The organism is Rhodanobacter sp. DHB23 (assembly GCF_014842975.1).
Classification (GTDB): domain Bacteria; phylum Pseudomonadota; class Gammaproteobacteria; order Xanthomonadales; family Rhodanobacteraceae; genus Rhodanobacter_A.
Genome location: NZ_JACYXK010000028.1, coordinates 451,369 through 470,004 on the forward strand (window position 1 = coordinate 451,369; position 18,636 = coordinate 470,004).

15 protein-coding genes are annotated in these 18,636 nt (G+C 68.1%); 13 read left to right on the forward strand and 2 right to left on the reverse strand.

The window, feature by feature from the left end; translation table 11 throughout:
- The first annotated feature begins 37 nt into the window (after nucleotides 1-37).
- The 9 genes from IHE47_RS13980 (at nucleotide 38) to pilH (ending at nucleotide 10,677) form a co-directional block, all read left to right on the forward strand.
- Entirely contained in the window at nucleotides 38-787 is a 750-nt protein-coding gene (locus IHE47_RS13980) for a sulfite exporter TauE/SafE family protein (RefSeq protein ID WP_192106819.1), read from the forward strand.
- Between the two features lie 36 nt (nucleotides 788-823).
- Nucleotides 824-2,032, forward strand: coding sequence for a cupin domain-containing protein (locus IHE47_RS13985; RefSeq protein WP_192106821.1), 1,209 nt, complete (start codon nucleotides 824-826; stop codon nucleotides 2,030-2,032).
- Entirely contained in the window at nucleotides 2,029-2,538 is a 510-nt protein-coding gene (locus IHE47_RS13990) for a hypothetical protein (RefSeq protein ID WP_192106823.1), read from the forward strand. The genes IHE47_RS13985 and IHE47_RS13990 overlap by 4 nt, the downstream gene beginning before the upstream one ends.
- A 173-nt stretch (nucleotides 2,539-2,711) precedes the next feature.
- Nucleotides 2,712-5,555 (forward strand): 2-oxoglutarate dehydrogenase E1 component, encoded by a 2,844-nt coding sequence (locus tag IHE47_RS13995; RefSeq protein WP_192106825.1) that lies wholly within the window; start codon nucleotides 2,712-2,714, stop codon nucleotides 5,553-5,555.
- A gap of 57 nt (nucleotides 5,556-5,612) precedes the next feature.
- Nucleotides 5,613-6,803: a 2-oxoglutarate dehydrogenase complex dihydrolipoyllysine-residue succinyltransferase gene (odhB, locus tag IHE47_RS14000; RefSeq protein WP_192106827.1), complete on the forward strand. Its 1,191-nt coding sequence runs from the start codon at nucleotides 5,613-5,615 to the stop codon at nucleotides 6,801-6,803.
- Between the two features lie 137 nt (nucleotides 6,804-6,940).
- Complete coding sequence (gene lpdA, locus IHE47_RS14005) at nucleotides 6,941-8,365, forward strand: dihydrolipoyl dehydrogenase (RefSeq protein ID WP_192106829.1); 1,425 nt, start codon at nucleotides 6,941-6,943, stop codon at nucleotides 8,363-8,365.
- Between the two features lie 267 nt (nucleotides 8,366-8,632).
- Nucleotides 8,633-9,229, forward strand: a complete 597-nt coding sequence (locus IHE47_RS14010) for a TIGR00730 family Rossman fold protein (RefSeq protein ID WP_192106831.1) — start codon at nucleotides 8,633-8,635, stop codon at nucleotides 9,227-9,229.
- A gap of 13 nt (nucleotides 9,230-9,242) precedes the next feature.
- The gene (locus IHE47_RS14015) at nucleotides 9,243-10,238 is read left to right on the forward strand and encodes an acryloyl-CoA reductase (protein ID WP_192106833.1); all 996 of its coding nucleotides are present in this window, start codon (nucleotides 9,243-9,245) and stop codon (nucleotides 10,236-10,238) included.
- Nucleotides 10,239-10,311: 73 nt separating this feature from the next.
- Nucleotides 10,312-10,677: a twitching motility response regulator PilH gene (gene pilH / locus IHE47_RS14020; RefSeq protein ID WP_192106842.1), complete on the forward strand. Its 366-nt coding sequence runs from the start codon at nucleotides 10,312-10,314 to the stop codon at nucleotides 10,675-10,677.
- Nucleotides 10,678-10,753: 76 nt separating this feature from the next.
- On the opposite strand, the gene IHE47_RS14025 is transcribed toward pilH, so the two are convergent.
- Both IHE47_RS14025 and IHE47_RS14030 read right to left on the reverse strand, forming a co-directional pair.
- A complete protein-coding gene (locus tag IHE47_RS14025; RefSeq protein ID WP_192106852.1) occupies nucleotides 10,754-11,644 on the reverse strand; it encodes a DnaJ C-terminal domain-containing protein in 891 nt (296 codons plus the stop codon).
- A gap of 90 nt (nucleotides 11,645-11,734) precedes the next feature.
- Nucleotides 11,735-12,175 (reverse strand): Hsp20/alpha crystallin family protein, encoded by a 441-nt coding sequence (locus IHE47_RS14030; RefSeq protein ID WP_192106854.1) that lies wholly within the window; start codon nucleotides 12,173-12,175, stop codon nucleotides 11,735-11,737.
- A 158-nt stretch (nucleotides 12,176-12,333) separates the two neighbouring features.
- On the opposite strand from IHE47_RS14030, the gene IHE47_RS14035 reads away from it, so the two are divergent.
- The 4 genes from IHE47_RS14035 to IHE47_RS14050 all read left to right on the forward strand — a co-directional run bounded on the left by IHE47_RS14035 (nucleotide 12,334) and on the right by IHE47_RS14050 (nucleotide 18,579).
- A complete protein-coding gene (locus IHE47_RS14035; protein WP_192106856.1) occupies nucleotides 12,334-14,133 on the forward strand; it encodes a peptide-N4-asparagine amidase in 1,800 nt (599 codons plus the stop codon).
- A 10-nt stretch (nucleotides 14,134-14,143) separates the two neighbouring features.
- On the forward strand, nucleotides 14,144-14,620 hold the full coding sequence (locus tag IHE47_RS14040) for a peroxiredoxin (protein ID WP_192106857.1): 477 nt from the start codon (nucleotides 14,144-14,146) through the stop codon (nucleotides 14,618-14,620).
- A 56-nt stretch (nucleotides 14,621-14,676) separates the two neighbouring features.
- Nucleotides 14,677-16,332 carry a multicopper oxidase domain-containing protein gene (locus IHE47_RS14045; RefSeq protein WP_192106867.1) on the forward strand — a complete coding sequence of 552 codons (1,656 nt, stop codon included), beginning with the start codon at nucleotides 14,677-14,679 and terminating at the stop codon, nucleotides 16,330-16,332.
- A 204-nt stretch (nucleotides 16,333-16,536) separates the two neighbouring features.
- Entirely contained in the window at nucleotides 16,537-18,579 is a 2,043-nt protein-coding gene (locus IHE47_RS14050) for an alkaline phosphatase family protein (protein ID WP_192106869.1), read from the forward strand.
- Nucleotides 18,580-18,636: the final 57 nt, after the last annotated feature.

Genomic DNA, 18,636 nt, shown 5'->3' on the forward strand with positions numbered 1-18,636 from the left:
GTGTTGACATGCACCTGCCACCTTCCTGCGAGCACCGATGAGCAACCTGCCGGAATTCCTCGTCTTCGCCCTCGTGGGCACCGCCGCGCAACTCGTGGACGGCGCGCTGGGCATGGCCTACGGGGTGACCTCGGCCGGCCTGCTGCTGGGGCTGGGCATGCCGCCGGTGATGGCCAGCGCCAGCGTGCATTACGCCGAGACCTTCACCTGCGGCGCCTCGGGACTGAGCCACCTGCTGGCCGGCAACGTGCGGCGGCGGCTGTTCCTCGCCCTGGCGATCCCCGGCATCGTCGGCGCCCTGCTCGGGGTGTGGCTGGCCGTGCACATGCCGGCGCCGTGGATGCGCATCGCGATCACGCCCTACCTGCTGGGCATGGGCCTGTTCCTCCTGCTGCGCAAGGCGCGCCGCTCCGGCGAGCGCACCGAACCGCCGCGCGGCACCTCCCTGCTCGGCGTGGTCGCCGGTTTCCTGGATGCCGTCGGCGGCGGCGGCTGGAGCGCGATCGCCGCCACCGCCCTGCTCGCCCGCGGCCTGCAGCCGCGCGTGGTGATCGGCAGCGTGCATCTGGCCAAGTGCGCGGTGAGCATCGCCGCCAGCGCCGCCTTCCTGTTCGGCATCGGCGCCGGCCATGTGGTCGCGGTGCTGGGCCTGATCGCGGGCGGCATCCTTGCCGCGCCGTTCGGCGCGTTCTTCATCCGGCGCATTCCGGCGCGCGCCGCCACCGTGCTGGCCGGGCTGGCCGTGTTGGCGCTGGGCATCAACAATGTGGTGCGGATGCTGCACTGACCAGGCATCCCCGGCGTTGCCGATTACAATGCGCGGATGAAACCCGCCTCCGCTCCCCGCAAGCCCCCCCTTCCGATCGAAGTCCGCGGCTCCGCCCGCCAGCCGCTGGGCATGCCGCCCGCGCAATTCCTGCGCGACTACTGGCAGAAGCGCCCGCTGCTGGTCCGCAACGCCTTCCCGGATTTCGTGCCGCCGATCGCGCCGGAAGACCTGGCCGGCCTGGCCTGCGAGGATGGCGCGCTGTCGCGCCTGATCCGCCACGACGAAGCCCGCGAGCGCTGGCAGGTGAAGACCGGTCCGTTGGCCGAGGCCGACTTCGCCAGGACCGGCGATGCCAACTGGACGCTGCTGGTGCAGGACGTGGACAAGTGGGACGCCGACGTGGCTGCCCTGCTGGAACCCTTCGGCTTCCTGCCCGACTGGCGCGTGGACGACATCATGGTTTCCTACGCCGAGCCCGGCGGCGGTGTTGGCGCGCACGTGGATCAGTACGACGTGTTCCTGCTGCAGGGGCTGGGCCAGCGGCACTGGGCGATCAGCACCGATCCCGATGCGCCGCGCGATTTCCGCCCCGACATCGAGCTGAAGCAGCTGCGCGAGTTCGAGCCCACCCACGAATGGCTGCTCGAACCGGGCGACATGCTCTACCTGCCGCCCGGCGTGCCGCACGACGGCGTGGCCTTCGGCGGCCCGTGCATGACCTTCTCGGTGGGCATGCGCGCGCCCTCGCAGGCGGAGCTGACCGGCGACCTCGCCGACTACCTCGCCGAGCGGCTGCACGAGGACCAGCGCTACGCCGATCCGGACCTCGCCCCGGCCAAGGCCCCCGGCGAGATCGACGCGGCCGCGCTGGCGCGGCTGCGCCAGCGCCTGCCGTTCGCCGCCGAGCTGGACGAGGAAACCCTGCGCGACTGGTTCGGCCGCTTCATCACCCGCTACCGCAACGCGCAGACGCCGGCGCTGCCCGATCGCGCGCTGGACGAGGCCGCGCTGCGCAAGCAGCTCGCCGCCGGCGCGCGCCTGCAGCGCCACCCGTGGTCGCGCATGGCGTGGAGCCGCGGCAAATCCGGCTGCACCTTGTATGCGAACGGCCAGGCCTGGCCCGCCCCGCCCGCGCTGGCGAAGCAGCTGTGCGCACAACGCGAGATCGCGCCCGGCACGGAGCCTCCGGCGGCGGCGCTTGCCCTGCTGCTGGCCCTGGTCAACGACGGCCACCTGGTGCTGCGCAAGGCGCGCCGCCGGTGAACGTCCCGACGGAAGGCGCCCCGGACGACGGCCGCCGCGCCATCGACGGCCGCGAGGCGCTGGCCGCCGCACGCCTGCAACTGCTGGCCGCCACGCGCCACCAGTTGGTGCTGCACCTGCCCCTGCTGGGCCGCGACGACTACGCCGGCGATGCGGAACAGGCCGAACTCAAGCGCATCGCCACCTCCGGCCGGCGCGCCGGGATCCGCATCCTGCTGCACGACCCGGCCGCCGCGCTGCGCGACGGCCATCGGCTGATCCTGCTGTTCCAGCGCCTGCCCAGCGCCATCGCCATCCGCACGCCCGTGGAAGACCCCGACCGCCAGAACGCCAGCGCCTGGCTGGTCAACGACACCGGCGGCTACCTCTACCTGCCCGACGCCGACCAGCCGCAGGGGCGCATGGCGCTGGCCGACCGCCCCGCGCAGGCGCCGCTGCAGCAACAGTTCGACGACATCTGGGCGCGCTCCGTCCGTGCCGTCGAGTTGCACAAGCTGGATTTGTAGCGCCTGCTGAACGCTCGGCCCATGGCCATCCGCTTTTGGTCGCCATTGGTCGAATCGGGCCGTTTCCGGGTTGCCGCGTCGCAGCAGCCCGGGTCTATAATTAACAACATTTTTCGCCGACGATCCCTGCCCCCGAGATCGCCGCAAGCCTCCCTTCCCCTGCCGGTGGTGACGTGAGTACAAACCTGATCCGCGAGTTCTTCGAATCTTCCCAACTCGCTGGCGGCAACGCCGATTACGTCGAATCCCTGTACGACTCCTGGCTCACCGATCCCGCGTCGGTGCCCGCCGAGTGGAGCAAGTATTTCGAGACGTTCAGGGGCCGCGAGGCCGGCGACGTCCCCCACGGCGGCGCCATCGCGCGCATCGAGGCGGCACAGAAGCAGCGCCATGTCGTGGCAGCCGCACCGGGCAACGACGAACACGCACGCAAGCAAGCCGGCGTGCTGCGCCTGCTGACCGCCTACCGCTCGCGCGGCCACCTCGCAGCCAACCTCGATCCGCTGGGCCTGGCCCACAAGATGGAAGCGCCGGACCTCGGCCTTGCCTTCCACGGCCTCACGGACGCCGACCTCGACACCGAATTCGACTGCGGCAACTTCGCCGGCGGCGGCCAGCGCATGAAGCTGCGCGAACTGCTGGCACGCCTGAAGAAGGTGTACACCGGCACGGTGGGCACGGAGTTCATGCACATCTCCGACCACGCGCAGCGCAACTGGATCTACTCGCACCTGGAGCAGGCCAACGGCAGCGCCGGGCTGGACAAGGCCGGCAAGCAGCGCGTGCTCGACGGCCTCACCGCCGCGGAAGGCCTGGAGCGCTACCTCCACACGAAATACGTGGGCCAGAAGCGCTTCTCGCTGGAAGGCGGTGACAGCCTGATCCCGATGATCGACGACGTGGTACGCGCCGCCGGCGACAACGGCATCAAGGACGTGGTGATCGGCATGGCCCACCGCGGCCGCCTCAACGTGCTGGTGAACATCCTCGGCAAGCCGCCGAAGACCCTGTTCAACGAGTTCGAGGGCAAGTTCGAGCACAACGACCACGACGACGGCGCCCACTCCGGCGACGTGAAGTACCACATGGGCTTCTCCGCCGACGTGCGCACGCCGCAGGGCGGCACCCACGTGGCGCTGGCGTTCAACCCCTCGCACCTGGAAATCGTCAACCCGGTGGTGGCCGGTTCCGTGCATGCGCGCCAGGTGCGCCGCAAGGACAACGACCGCACCACCGCCTTCCCCGTGCTGATCCACGGCGATGCGGCGATGGCCGGCCAGGGCGTGAACATGGAGCTGTTCAACATGTCGCAGGCCCGCGGCTTCAAGGTCGGCGGCACCCTGCACATCGTGGTGAACAACCAGGTGGGCTTCACCACCTCCAACCCGCAGGACGCACGCTCCACGCTGTACTGCACCGACCTGGCCAAGATGGTCAACGCGCCGGTGTGGCACGTGAACGGCGACGACCCGGAAGCGGTGATCCAGGTCACCCGCCTCGCCTACGACTTCCGCAAGCAGTTCCGCAAGGACGTGGTGATCGACCTGGTCTGCTACCGCCGCCACGGCCACAACGAGGCCGACGAACCCTCCGCCACGCAGCCGGTGATGTACCAGGTCATCAAGAAACTGCCGACCACGCGTGAGCTGTACTCGCGCGCGCTGGTGCAGCAGGGCGTGCTGGCCGAGGGCGACGCGCAGAAGCAGTTCGACGCCTACCGCGACCGCCTCGAGGCCGGCTCGGCGATGACCGAGCTGCACCCGTCGCTGACCAAGGACGTCGAGGTGGACTGGAGCCGCTTCCTCGGCAACAAGCTCTCCACCCCGGCCGACACCAGCGTGCCGAAGGCGAAGCTGGTCGCGCTGGCCAAGCGCATCCTGGACATCCCCAAGGACATCACGCTGCAGTCGCGCGTCGCCAAGATCTACGACGACCGCCGCAAGATGGCCGCCGGCGAACAGCCGGGCGACTGGGGCTTCGCCGAGAACCTCGCCTACGCCAGCCTGATCGACGAAGGCCACAACCTGCGCCTGGTGGGCCAGGACGCCGGCCGTGGCACCTTCTTCCACCGCCACGCCGTGCTGCACGACCAGAAGGACGGCCACACCTTCATGCCGCTGGCCACGCTGCGCGCCGACGCGGACGTGGAAGTGATCGACTCGCTGCTCAGCGAGGAGGCGGTGATGGCCTTCGAATACGGCCACGCCACCACCGACCCGCACACGCTCAACATCTGGGAAGCCCAGTTCGGCGACTTCGCCAACGGCGCCCAGGTGGTGATCGACCAGTTCATCAGCTCCGGCGAGGCCAAGTGGGACCGCCTGTGCGGCCTGGCGCTGTACCTGCCGCACGGCTACGAAGGCCAGGGCCCGGAGCATTCCTCCGCCCGCCTCGAGCGCTTCCTGCAGCTGTGCGCGATGGAGAACATGCAGGTCTGCGTGCCCACCACGCCGGCGCAGGATTTCCACATGATCCGCCGCCAGATGCTGCGCCCGGTGCGCAAGCCGCTGATCGTGATGACGCCCAAGTCGCTGCTGCGCCACAAGCTGGCCGTGTCCACGCTGGACGAGCTGGCCAACGGCAGCTTCCAGCTGGTGATAGCCGAGCATCGCGAGCTGGCGGCGAAGAAGGTCAAGCGCGTGGTGCTGTGCGCGGGCAAGGTCTACTACGACCTGCTGGAAGAGGCCGAGAAGCGCGGCGCCAACGACGTCGCCATCGTGCGCGTGGAGCAGCTCTACCCGTTCCCGCGCGCCGAGGTCGTGGCCGAACTGGAGAAATACCCTTCCGCCAAGGAAGTGGTGTGGTGCCAGGAAGAACCGATGAACCAGGGCGCCTGGTTCCAGATCCGCCACCACCTGCAGGCCTGCGTGGGCACCAAGCAGAGCCTCTCGTACGCCGGTCGCGCCCGCTCGGCCGCGCCCGCCGCAGGCCACCTCAACGACCACGTGGCCGAGCAGGCCGCGCTGGTGGAACAGGCGCTGGTCGCACCGGTCGGCACCGACCACTCGGCAGAATAAAATCACCCAGTTCGACTTTCGCGCCCATGGCCGGGCGCAAAACCACAGGATCAACCCATGTCCACTGAAGTCAAAGTCCCCGTTCTGCCCGAGTCGGTCTCCGACGCCACCATCGCCACCTGGCACAAGAAGGCCGGCGACGCGGTGAAGCGCGACGAGAACCTGGTCGACCTGGAAACCGACAAGGTGGTGCTGGAAGTGCCGGCGCCGATCGACGGCGTGCTCAAGGAAATCAAGTTCCAGGCCGGCGAGACCGTGAACAGCCAGCAGGTGATCGCGGTGATCGAGGAAGGCGCAGCTGCCGCAGCTCCTGCCCCGGCGGCAGCCGCTCCCGCGCCGGCTGCCGCTGCGCCCGCTCCCGCCGCGACCAAGGCTGCCGCCGCCGAGCTCTCGCCGGCCGCCCAGCGCGTCGCCACCGAGAACAAGGTCGATACCTCCGGCATCGCCGGCAGCGGCCGCGACGGCCGCATCATCAAGGAGGACGTGGTCAACGCCGGCTCGCGTCCCGCCGCCGCACCGGCTGCGCCGGTCGTCGCCACGCAGGGCGCGCGCCCGGAAGAGCGCGTGACCATGACCCGCATGCGCGCGAAGATCGCCGAGCGCCTGATGCAGTCGAAGAACTCGATCGCCATGCTCACCTCGTTCAACGAGGTGAACCTCGCCGCGGTCAGCAAGATGCGCAAGGACCTCGGCGAGCAGTTCCAGAAGGAACACGGCGTCAAGCTCGGCTTCATGAGCTTCTTCGTCAAGGCGGCCGCCGAGGCATTGAAGCGCCACCCGATCGTCAACGCCTCGGTCGACGGCAACGACATCATCTACCACGGTTACCAGGACATCTCGATCGCGGTGTCCACCGACAAGGGCCTGGTCACCCCGGTGCTGCGCAACGCCGAGAGCATGGGCTTCGCCGACATCGAGAAGGCCATCGCCGACTACGCGGTGAAGGCACGCGCCGGCAAGCTCACCATGGACGACCTGCAGGGCGGCACCTTCACCATCACCAACGGCGGCACCTTCGGCTCGCTGCTCTCCACCCCGATCGTCAACCCGCCGCAGAGCGCCATCCTCGGCATGCACACGATCAAGGAGCGCGCGGTCGTCGAGAACGGCCAGGTGATCGCCGCGCCGATGATGTACATCGCGATCAGCTACGACCACCGCATCATCGACGGCAAGGACGCGGTGCTGTTCCTGGTCGACATCAAGAACCAGCTCGAGAACCCGCAGCGCATGCTGCTGGGCCTCTGATGCCCTGAGCCCCTCTCCCTCCGGGAGAGGGGCTGGGGTGAGGGTACGGCATCGCCGCAACGCCTCACTCCGCCCGTACCCTCACCCGCCCTTTGGGCACCCGCTCCCGATGGGAGAGGGACAAAGCGAGAAACGACATGAGCGACAAATTCGACGTCATCGTCATCGGCGCCGGCCCGGCGGGCTATGTGGCCGCGATCCGCGCCGCGCAGCTGGGCCTGAAGACCGCCTGCGTGGATGCCTTCACCGGCAAGGACGGCAAGCAGGCCCTCGGCGGCACCTGCCTCAACGTGGGCTGCATCCCGTCCAAGGCGCTGCTGGATTCCTCGCGCCAGTACTGGAACATCGCGCACAACCTGCCGGTGCACGGCATCAGCGTGAAGGACGCCAAGGTCGACATGGCCACCTTCATCGGCCGCAAGGACAAGATCGTCAAGCAGTTCACCGGCGGCATCGGCCAGCTGTTCAAGGCGAACAAGGTCACCCCGTACTTCGGCACCGGCAAGTTGCTGAAGGGCAACCAGGTCGAGATCACCGCCGCCGACGGCAGCATGCAGACGATCAGCGCCACCAACGTGATCCTCGCCTCGGGTTCGGTGCCGATCGAGCTGCCGTTCGCGAAGTTCGACGGCCAGAACATCGTGGACAACGCCGGCGCGCTGGACTTCACCGCAGTGCCGAAGCGCCTGGGCGTGATCGGCGCCGGCGTGATCGGCCTCGAGCTGGGCAGCGTATGGCGCCGCATGGGCGCGGAAGTGACGATCATCGAGGCGCTGCCGGACTTCCTCTCGGTGGCCGACGCCGACATCGCCAAGCTCGCCGCCAAGGAATTCGCCAAGCAGGGCCTGGACATCAAGCTCGACGCCAAGCTCAACAAGGCCGAGGTGAAGAAGGACGGCGTGCACCTCACCTACACCGACAAGAGCGGCGAGCAGCAACTGGTGGTCGACAAGCTGCTGGTGGCCGTGGGCCGCCGTGCCTACAGCACCGGCCTGCTGGCCGACGACACCGGCGTGAAGCTGGACGAGCGCGGTCGCATCCTGGTCGACGAGCACTGCCACACCGGCGTGGACGGCGTGTGGGCGATCGGCGACGCGGTGCGCGGCCCGATGCTGGCGCACAAGGGTTCCGAGGAAGGCGTGGCGGTGGCCGAGTGGATCGCCGGCAAGGCCGGCCACGTCAACTACGACACCATCCCCTTCGTGATCTACACCGAGCCGGAAGTGGCCTGGGCCGGCAAGACCGAGAAGGAACTGAAGGACGCCGGCATCCCGTACAAGGTCGGCACCTTCCCGTTCGCCGCGATCGGCCGCGCCGTGGCGATGAACGAGGCCGTGGGCCAGGTGAAGATGCTCGCCCACGCCGACACCGACCGCATCCTCGGCGTGCACATGGTTGGCCCGGGCGTATCCGAGCTGATCGCCGAGTGCGTGGTGGCGATGGAGTTCAAGGGCTCCTCCGAAGACCTCGCCCGCATCGTCCACGCCCACCCGACCCTGTCGGAAGCCGTGCACGAGGCGGCGCTGTCGGTGGACAAGCGCGCCATCCACAAGGGCAATTGAAGTCAGGATGACTTCATCCCGGACAGCACAGGGATGTGCGTTGATCCGGGCTCCATCTGGAATGGATGACCTCTATCCCGTGCAGGCCATGCATGGCCGACGACACGGGATCCACGGCCCGCTCGTGGCGACATGAGCGGGCCGTTTGCTTTCTTCGCCGTCATTCCGGCGAAAGCCGGAATCCAGCGTCTTGTGCGAGACAGCAGCAAAGGCACTGGATCCCGGCTTCCGCCGGGATGACGCCCCGAAACTTTCGGTGATTTCGCCATGCCCCAACCCACCGCCCTCTGCGTCTACTGCGGCTCCAGCCCCGGCAAGCATCCCGAATACGCCGAGCAGGCCCGCGCCTTCGGCACCGAAATGGCCAGGCGCGGCATCGCGCTGGTGTACGGCGGCGGCAAGGTGGGCCTGATGGGCACGGTGGCCGACGCGGTGCTGGCCGCGGGCGGCAAGGCCATCGGCGTGATCCCGCGCCAGCTGGTCGAGCGCGAGGTGGCGCACCAGGGCCTCAGCGAGCTGGTGGTGGTGGATACCATGCACCAGCGCAAGACGCGCATGTACGAGCTGTCCGACGCCTTCGTCGCCCTGCCCGGCGGCTTCGGCACGATGGACGAGATGTTCGAGATGTTGACCTGGGCGCAGCTTGGCCTGCACCGCCACCCCTGTGCCTTCCTCGACGTGCGCGGCTACTACGCGCCGTTGCGCACGGCCGTCGACCACATGGTGGCCGAAGGCTTCGTGCAGCCCGGCCAGCGCGACAGCCTCTGGTTCGGCGAAGCCATCCCGTCGTTGTTCGAATGGATGGCGAACTACAACGGCGGCAACGCCGCCCGCGTGATCGGCCCTGCCAGCATCAAGGCCTGACCGGAGCAACCGCATGACCAGCTTCCGCGCCTTCCGCATCCACGACGACGACGCCGGCTACCGCGCCGGCATCGAAACCATGCCCACCGACGCACTGACGCCCGGCGAAGTGCTGGTCAAGGTCGCCTACTCCTCGGTGAACTACAAGGACGCGCTGGCCGGCACCGGCAAGGGCCGCATCCTGCGCAAGCCGCCGTTGAACGGCGGCATCGACGTGGCCGGCCACGTGGTCGCCTCCACCGACCCGGCCTTCAGGGAGGGCGACGCGGTGCTGTGCACCGGCAGCGGCCTGTCCGAGACGCGCGACGGCGGCTACGCCGAATACGCGCGGCTGGACGCGCGCTGGACCATTCCGCTGCCCGCGGGCCTGGACCTGCGCGAAAGCATGATCCTCGGCACCGCCGGCTTCACCGCCGCGCTGGCCCTGCTGCACATGCTGGACAACGGCCAGACGCCCGCGCTCGGTCCGATCGCCGTCAGCGGCGCCAGCGGCGGCGTGGGCCAGCTTGCGATCGACATCTACAGCCGCGCCGGCTACGCGGTGCACGCGATCAGCGGCAAGGCCGACCACTTCGACTTCCTGAAGTCGCTGGGCGCCGCCGAATGCATCGACCGCCACGCGCTCGCCTTCAGCGGCAAGCCGATGGACTCGGCCCGCTTCGGCGGCGCACTGGACAACGTGGGCGGCGCGATGCTGGCCGGCCTGCTGCCGCTGGTCGCGCCCTACGGCAACGTGGCGATCTGCGGCAATGCGGGCGGCATCGCCTTCGACAGCACGGTGATGCCCTTCATCATCCGCGGCGTGAACCTGCTGGGCGTGGCCTCGGCCGGCACCGCGCGGCCCATGCGCGAACGCGTCTGGCAACAACTTGCGGGCGACTGGAAACCGCGCCACCTGGCCCGCATCGCCACCCGCGAGGCCACGCTGGGCGAGCTGCCCGACGTGTTCGACCGCATGCTCGCCGGCGATTCCTTCGGCCGCACCGTGGTGCAGGTGGGCGGCGATTGACGCCGGGCACCTTGGAAGCACGCCGGCACAGGCATAGAATCCACCGAACCGCTAACAAGGGGACAACTGGCTTATGGCACGCATCCTGATCGTCGACGACTCGCCCTCGCAGCTGCTGGGCCTGAAGCGCATCGTCGAAAAGCTCGGTCACGAGACCCTCACCGCCGAAGACGGCGCCGCCGGCGTCGAGGTGGCCAAGCGCGAGATCCCCGACCTGATCCTGATGGACGTGGTGATGCCGAACCTCAACGGCTTCCAGGCCACCCGCACGATCAGCAAGGATGCTGCCACCGCGCACATCCCGGTGGTGCTGGTGACCACCAAGGACCAGGAAACCGACAAGGTGTGGGGCATGCGCCAGGGCGCCAAGGCCTACGTCACCAAGCCGATCAAGGAGGACGAACTAATCGCCACCTTGAAGGAACTGCTGCCGGCCTGAGCATGCGCTTTCGCGTCCGCCCACGAAAATGGCGCCTCACGGCGCCATTTTCGTCATGCGGCCGCTGCGCCACCGCTCAATGGCGGGGATCGTAGTCCGCGAACTGCTTTTGCAGGGCCTCGTAGGCCGCGCGCTGCTTGTCGTTGCCCACCGCCGGTGCGCGTATCGACAACTCCACGAACTGGTCGCCGGGCTGCGCCCCCGGCATGCCGCGTCCCTTCAGGCGCAGCTTGCGCCCCGATTGCGAACCCGCGGGAATGCGCAGCTCCACCGTACCGGCCAGGGTCGGCACCGGCACCGTGGCGCCCAGCGCCGCCTCCCACGGGCTGATCGGCAGCACATGCAGCACGTCGCGGCCATCCAGCTTGAAGCGCGGGTTGTCGCGGATGCCGATTTCCAGCAGCAGGTCGCCGTTCGGGCCGCCACCATGGCCGGGATGACCCTGTCCCGCCAGCCGGATCGATTGGCCCGGCTGGATGCCGGCGGGGATCTTCACTTCCAGCACGCGCTCCTCGCCACGACCGTCGTGCAGGGATACCCGCGTGCGGCCGCCGTCGAACGCGGTCTGCAGATCGACCGTGACCTTGGCCTGCACGTCCTGGCCGCGGCGCGCGCGCGGCTGGCCGCGCTGGGCACCGGCGCCGCGGTTGCCGAACAGGTTCTCGAAGAAATCGCTGAAGTCGCCTTCGCCGCCGAAGTCGAAGGGCTGCCCCTGCCCCGCTCCTGGCCGGAACTGCTCGCCGCCGCGGTAGCCGCCGGCCCGCCACTGGTCGTAGGTACGGCGCTTCTCGGGATCGAGCAGCACCTCCTGCGCCTCGTTCGCCTCCTTGAACTTCTCCTCGGCGCCCGCTTCCTTGTTCTTGTCCGGATGGTACTTGCGTGCGAGCTTGCGGTAGGCGGTCTTGATCTCCGCCTCGCTGGCCCCGGGCTTCACGCCCAGGATCTCGTAATAGTCTTTGGTTTCCACCGCCACTCCTTCGCACCGATTGCATCAACGCCAAACGGCCCGTGGCGGATCATCGTCCGCCACGGGCCGCACTCGCAAGCCGCATGTCGCTCAGTGGGCAGTATCGATCACGATGCGGCGCGGCGCACTCTCGGCCTTCTTCGGTATCGCGATCTCCAGCACGCCGTGGCGATTGCTGGCGGTGATGCGCTCGGCATCCGCGTTGTCGGGCAGCGTGAAGCGGCGCAGGAAGGCGCCATGCGGACGCTCCTGCCGCGAGCAGACGGGCGCATCGGCCTGCTCGGCCACGCGCTCGCCCCGGATCGAAAGCACGTTCTTCTCCATGCTCACCTCGATGCCCGCCGGATCGACGCCGGGCACGTCGGCACGGATCACGAAGCGTCCGGCTTCCTCGTGCACGTCCACGCGCGGCGACCACGCGGCAGCATCGCCGCCCTGGCCTTCGCCGGACTCCGCGAAGCCGTCGAACGCCTGCCGAAACACCCGCGCGTCGCGCGGCAGGCCCCACACCACATGATGATTCAGGCTCATCGTGAAACTCCTCGATTGGATTGCGGCACGTCGCCGCCTGCCCGCACAGATAGGTACGGCGGTTTCCGATTCAAGGCGGCGCGCGCAATCCCTCGCCAGCCGGCGCAATCGGGTGCATGCTTGCGGTTCATGTTCGAAGCACGCGCGGAATGACCTGCATGCGCCACCCGATCCGACCGGGCCTTGCCCTGGCACTGGCCCTGCCTGCGGCACTCGCTGCGGCGCAGACATCGACGCCGGCACCCGCGGCAGGCGACCGCGGCGTGGCCATCGCCGATGCGCCCGTGCCGCGCCCCGCCGGCACGCCCTGCGTCGCGAACCTGTATGCCGATGTCGCGTTCGACGACCACGGCGAATCCACTTCGCGCGAGGCCAAGCCACGCGACTGGACCTACACGCCGCCCGCGCAGTGCGCCGGGCCGTGGGCCAAGGTGGTGCTGGAAGCGGATTTCTCGGTGGACGCCGGGCGCCAGTACGACCGCACGGCCAGCCTGTGGCTCGGTGGCGTGAACCTCTATTACGGCACCACGCAGGAACCGAGTGCCAAGGTCGCGCCGCACTGGCACGTCGAACGCGACGTCACCGACTACGCCAGCCTGTTCCGCGCTGCCGGGCACGGCCAGGTCATCCTCAACAACTGGGTTGGCGGCAAGCGCGACAGCGTGATCCACGGCAGTGCGCGGCTGGTGTTCTACCCGGCAACATCGGACAACCACCTCGAACCGCCTGCCGACCTGGCGCTCGGCCTGGTCGGCGACAGCGGCGGCCATCCGGTCGACGTGCAGGACGACAAGCAGACGCTGTCGCGCATCTTCACCCTGCCGCGCAACGTCGAGCGCGTGGCGCTGGACCTGATCGCGCAGAGCCAGGCCGTGGACGAACAGTGGTACATGTGCATCGACGACACCGACGTGGAACCCACGCGCGAGTTCTCGCTGGGCCCGCCGAACGCCGGCGACCCGCTGGAACAGTGCGGCGGCGGCAACTACCGCGAAGTGGCCGTGAGCATCGACGGCCAGCCGGCCGGCCGCGCGCCGGTCTATCCGTGGACCTACACCGGTGGCGTGGATCCGAACCTGTGGCGGCCGACGCCGGACATCCAGACGCTCAATTTCACGCCATACCGCATGGACTTGACGCCCTTCGCCGCACTGCTGGACGACGGCAAACCGCACACCGTGGCGGTGCGCGTGCTCGGCGCGCACGACTTCTTCAGCCTCGCCGCCAACCTGCTGGCCTGGCGCGACCACGGCCGCGAGGTGCTCACCGGCAAGCTCACGCAGAACACGCTGGCGACGCAGCAGGACAGCCTGCAAGCACGCGTGCAGCGTCACTTCGAGCACGGTGCCGGCGGCACGCTGCATGGCGAGGTCGACACCCTGCAGGACAGCAACTACGTGATCGCCGGCGAGCTGCAGACCTCGCGCGGCAAGGTCGCCACACGCGTCGAACATCGCTCCAGCTTCGCCAACCGCCAGCGCTTCGACCATCCGACGCAGGACACCTACGACCAACGCATAGTCATGCGCGCGCAGGTGCTCGATATAGTCGCCAGCACCACCGGCAGCGGCACGGTGCAGCGCCAGCATCGCCTCGAATACCCGCTGCTGATCGACATCCACAAGCAAGTTCACGCCAGCGGCGACTTCATCGCCGACATCACCGTGCAGCAAGGCTACCTGGGCAAGCGCCAGCGCACGGAAGGCGACCGCGTGGCCTTCTGGTCGACGCTGGACAACCATCTGCTCAGCCACAGCAACACCGACTTCAACGCCGGCGGCACGGCCATCACCGGCTCGCACGGGCAACATGGGCAGCAGTCGTACCACTTCAGCGATTCGCTGGGCAGCTGTTACGCACGGCGCGTGGAAACGCGCGACCAGGCGGTGGTCGCCGTGGTTTCCGGCCAGGGCTGCCCGAACCAGGCCAATCGCCTGGACGGCCATTCACATCCGTAGGACACACCCCATGAGCATCCAGATCGGACAAACCCTGCCTGACGTCGAAGTGCGCCTCGTCGGTGACGGCATTCGCGAAGCCCGCACCAGCGAGCTGTTCGCCAACCGCAAGGTGGTGCTGTTCGCGGTACCGGGCGCGTTCACGCCTACCTGCTCGAACCGGCACCTGCCCGGCTACGTGGCGCACTACCACGACTTCCGCGAGCGCGGCATCGACGTGATCTGCCTGTCGGTCAATGACGCCTACGTGATGCAGGCCTGGGCCGCTGCGCAACACGTGCCGCACGACTTGCTGATGATCGCCGACGGCAATGCCGCCTTCACCCGTGCGCTGGGGCTGGAACTGGACGGCACTGGCTACGGCATGGGCCTGCGCGCGCGCCGCTTCGCGCTGTATGCCGAGGATGGCGTGGTGCGCCAGCTGCACGTGGAGGCGCCGGGCGAGTTCCGCGTTTCCAGCGCGGAAGCGATGCTGGCAGCGACCTGAATCGGGCAAGCCCCGGTTTCATCGAACTGTCATCCACCCTGCCTAGGGTGGCTGGCATGACCATCACGCGACGCGAATTCCTCCGTGGCACGGGCAGCCTGATCGGAGCCTGCGCCCTGGCCGACACCTGGCGCACGGCGGAGGCATCCACGTCTGCCATGGCCATGCCGATGGCCTCGCGCACCTCGGCTGCGATGCTCGCGGCGCCCAAGCTGCCGCTGATCAACCCCGCTTCACTGGCCCGCTTCGTCGATCCATTGCCGATACCGGCGATGGCATGTGCAACGCAACGGCGCGTGCATCCGGCCTACCCGGGTCAGGAGCTGCCCTGCTACCGCGTGGAGATGCGCGCATTCAAGGCGCGCCTGCATCGCGACGTGCCACCCACCGCGCTGTGGGGTTACGACGGCTCGTTTCCGGGGCCGACGATCGAGGCAAGGCGCGGCGAGCCACTGCTGGTCGAATGGGCGAACGCCTTGCCGACGCAGCACTTCCTGCCGATCGACCACAACCTGCACGGCGCGGAGAAAACCAACCCCACGGTGCGCGCCGTGACGCACGTGCACGGCGCACGCGTGCCAGCCGGTGGGGATGGCTATCCGGAAGACTGGTACACGCCGGGTCATTCGAAGCTCTATCTCTACCCGAATGGGCAGGACGCGGCCACGCTGTGGTACCACGACCACGCCATGGGCATCACGCGGCTGAACATCTACGCAGGGCTGGTCGGCACATACATCGTGCGCGATCCGGAAGAACAGGCGCTGGCCCTGCCCGCCGGCGACTGCGACATTCCGCTGGTCCTCTGCGACCGCCTGGTGGCGCAGGACGGGCAGCTTTATTACCCGGTGTCCGACGATCCCGACGCGCCGTGGGTCATGCAGTGCAACGGCAACCTGCCGCTGTGCAACGGCAAAATCTTTCCATACCTTGAAGTCGAGCCGCGCAAGTACCGCTTCCGCATCATCAATGTCGCCAACACCAGCTTCTTCGACCTGTCGCTCCCGCACGACCAGCCGTTCCAGCAGATCGCCAGCGACCAAGGCCTGTTGCCCAGGCCGCTGGAACGCGCGCGCATCGAGTTGTATCCCGCCGAACGCGCGGACGTGGTGATCGATTTCGCCGGCCTGGCCGGAAAGACCATGCAGCTGCGCCATCAGTCGCAAGGCATCCTCGAATTCCGCGTGCGCGACAGCGCGAAGCGCGACACCTCGGCGCTGCCTGCGGTGTTGCGCGACGTGCCACGCATCGATCCAGCCAGTGCCGTGCGGCACCGCGTGATGACGCTCAACGAAACCGACGATGCCAACGGCAATGCGCTGCAGATGCTACTCGACGGCAAGCGCTGGTCCGATCCGGTCAGCGAAAATCCGCGCCAGCACAGCGTGGAAACCTGGAGTTTCGTCAATCTCACCGGCGACGCGCACCCCATCCACCTGCACCTGGTGCGCTTCCAGTTGCTGGATCGCCGTCCCTTCGACCTGTTCGCATGGAACGCGCGCCGCGAACTGAAATTCACCGGCCCCGCGCAAGCGCCCGAGCCGCATGAAATGGGCTGGAAGGACACCGTGCGCGCCGACCCCGGCATGGTGACGCGCATCGCGATGCGCTTCGAAGGCGAACCGGGGCGCTATGTCTGGCACTGCCATTTCCTCGAGCACGAGGACAACGAAATGATGCGGCCCTACGACGTGCTGCCCGCGCATTCGTAAATACCTGCGCACCAACCGTGCAGCGCGGCACACCACTTGTCGCCGCGCTGTCATCGCGCGCGGCCCGCGTGTCGCGCGATTGCCAACAGCGCGTCATGCAGGCAGCGCACGCTGCTCCTGCTTGCGCAGTGCCAATGCATGCGTGGGCGCAATCAGGGGGATCACTCGAGTCGGCGCGCAGAAAGCCGGCAGGAGAGACCAGTCATGTCCAGGAAATTCGGCAGTACCCGCTTGAAACCCTTCGCGCTGTGCATGTTGGCAACCGGCATCGTCGGCCTTGCCAACGCACAGACGAACACCCCGCAAAACGACGCCACCTTCCGCACCAACGTGCCGAAGACCTCCAGCACGCCGGTGCAGGGCCTGCCCGGCGGCATCGTGACCCTGCACACCCCCGGCGATGACCAGGACGCCAGCAACCGCACGCGCACTCCGATCAAGCACGTGATTCTGCTGATCGGCGAGAACCGCACCTTCGACCACGTCTTCGCCACCTACACGCCGCCCGCCGGGCAGAGCGTGAACAACCTGCTGTCCGAAGGCATCGTCAACGCCGATGGCACGCCCGGTCCGAACGTGGCCAGGGCGCAGCAGTGGCAGGCGAGCCAGACCGGCAATTATTCGAACTCGCCCACGCGCATCGGCGCCTACGCCAACCTGCCGCAGATGAACACCGGCGGCGCGCCGACACAGCCTTACCTCGCTTCCGCCGCGCAGGCCGAGGCAGTCGAACCGGCACTGCCGAGCGCCGATTACGTCGAGCTCGCCGAAGGCGGCACGGGCTTGCCCGGCGATGTGGTCGACACGCGCTTCCCGGCCACGCTGCCGAATGCGCCAGTCGATATGCACGCATCGATCAGCTACAACGACTACGCCAACAGCCCGGTGCATCGCTTCTTCCAGATGTGGCAGCAGTTGGACTGCAACACCGCCAGCGCCACCCTGAAGAACCCGAGCGGCTGCCGCGCGGATCTGTTCCCATGGGTGGAAACCACCATGGGTGCCGGCAACAACGGCAAGACGCAGCCCGCCAACTTCACCGACGAAAGCACCGGGGAAGGCTCCACCTCGATGCAGTTCCTCAACATGGCGCAGGGCGATGCACCGTACTTCAAGCAGCTCGCCGAGAAGTACGCGTTGAGCGACAACTTCCACCAGTCGGTGATGGGCGGCACGGGCGCCAACCACATCATGCTGGGCTTCGGCGATGCGATCTATTACGCCGACGCAAACGGCAACCCCGCCGTGCCGCCGGCCAACCAGATCGAAAACCCGGACTCGCAGAGCGGCACCAACAACTGGTGGGTGCAGGACGGCTACAGCGGCGGCTCCTACGTGAATTGCGCCGACGACAGCCAGCCGGGCGTGGGCGCGGTGCGCAGCTACCTGAAGAGCCTGCCCTACCACACCTTCCGCGGCACGGATTGCAAGGCCGGCGCGTATTACCTGGTCAACAACTACAACCCCGGCTACCTGGGCACGGGTGAAGCCGCTCCGCTCGGCGCCGACCAGTACACCGTTCCGCCGACCACCCAGCAGAACCTCGCGCTGCTGCTGAACCGCCACCACGTCAGCTGGAAGTACTACGGCGAAGGCTGGGCGAACGGCACGGAATCCGGTGAAGCCGGCACCTTCTGCAACATCTGCGATCCGTTCCTGTACTCCACGCAGGTCATGACCAACGCCAAGCTGCGCGCGAACAACCAGGACATCAACAACCTCTACAGCGACATCCAGAACGGCACGCTGCCCGCCGTGGCCATCGCCAAGCCGGACGGACTGCTGGACGGCCATCCGGCCTCGTCCAAGCTGGAGCTGTACGAAGGCTACGTGCAGAAGATCGTGCAGATGGTGCAGGCCAACCCGACGTTGTGGAACGACACCGCGATCATGATCACCTTCGACGAAGGCGGCGGCTACTACGACTCCGGCTACGTGCAGCCGATCGATTTCTTCGGCGACGGCACGCGCATCCCGCTGCTGGTGGTCTCGAAGTACTCCACCGGTGGCCGCGTGGTGCACACCTACTTCGACCACGTGTCGTTCGACAAATTCGTCGAAGCCAACTGGGGCATCGGCGAGACGATCTCCCGTCGCAGCCGCGACAACCTGCCGGACCCGATCCAGCTGCGCAACAACCCGTACGTGCCGGTCAACGCCCCGGCCATCGGCGACCTGATGGACATGTTCGACTTCCATGGCGACGGCCGGGCAGACGGCGGCAACGTCGCTGCCGCGCCGAACTGAAGCCCAGGCAAGGCATGCCCCGCCCACTCCGGTGGACGGGGTTTTTGCCGTTGCCAA

Bases quoted from the DNA above. Each gene is read 5' to 3' on its own strand.
- IHE47_RS14040 (WP_192106857.1), top strand. From the start codon at position 14,144: ATGAGCATCCAGATCGGACAAACCCTGCCTGACGTCGAAGTGCGCCTC.
- IHE47_RS14010 (WP_192106831.1), top strand. From the start codon at position 8,633: ATGCCCCAACCCACCGCCCTCTGCGTCTACTGCGGCTCCAGCCCCGGC.
- IHE47_RS13985 (WP_192106821.1), top strand. From the start codon at position 824: ATGAAACCCGCCTCCGCTCCCCGCAAGCCCCCCCTTCCGATCGAAGTC.
- pilH (WP_192106842.1), top strand. From the start codon at position 10,312: ATGGCACGCATCCTGATCGTCGACGACTCGCCCTCGCAGCTGCTGGGC.
- IHE47_RS14030 (WP_192106854.1), bottom strand. From the start codon at position 12,175: ATGAGCCTGAATCATCATGTGGTGTGGGGCCTGCCGCGCGACGCGCGG.
- odhB (WP_192106827.1), top strand. From the start codon at position 5,613: ATGTCCACTGAAGTCAAAGTCCCCGTTCTGCCCGAGTCGGTCTCCGAC.
- IHE47_RS14035 (WP_192106856.1), top strand. From the start codon at position 12,334: ATGCGCCACCCGATCCGACCGGGCCTTGCCCTGGCACTGGCCCTGCCT.
- IHE47_RS13980 (WP_192106819.1), top strand. From the start codon at position 38: ATGAGCAACCTGCCGGAATTCCTCGTCTTCGCCCTCGTGGGCACCGCC.
- lpdA (WP_192106829.1), top strand. From the start codon at position 6,941: ATGAGCGACAAATTCGACGTCATCGTCATCGGCGCCGGCCCGGCGGGC.
- IHE47_RS14050 (WP_192106869.1), top strand. From the start codon at position 16,537: ATGTCCAGGAAATTCGGCAGTACCCGCTTGAAACCCTTCGCGCTGTGC.
- IHE47_RS14045 (WP_192106867.1), top strand. From the start codon at position 14,677: ATGACCATCACGCGACGCGAATTCCTCCGTGGCACGGGCAGCCTGATC.
- IHE47_RS14015 (WP_192106833.1), top strand. From the start codon at position 9,243: ATGACCAGCTTCCGCGCCTTCCGCATCCACGACGACGACGCCGGCTAC.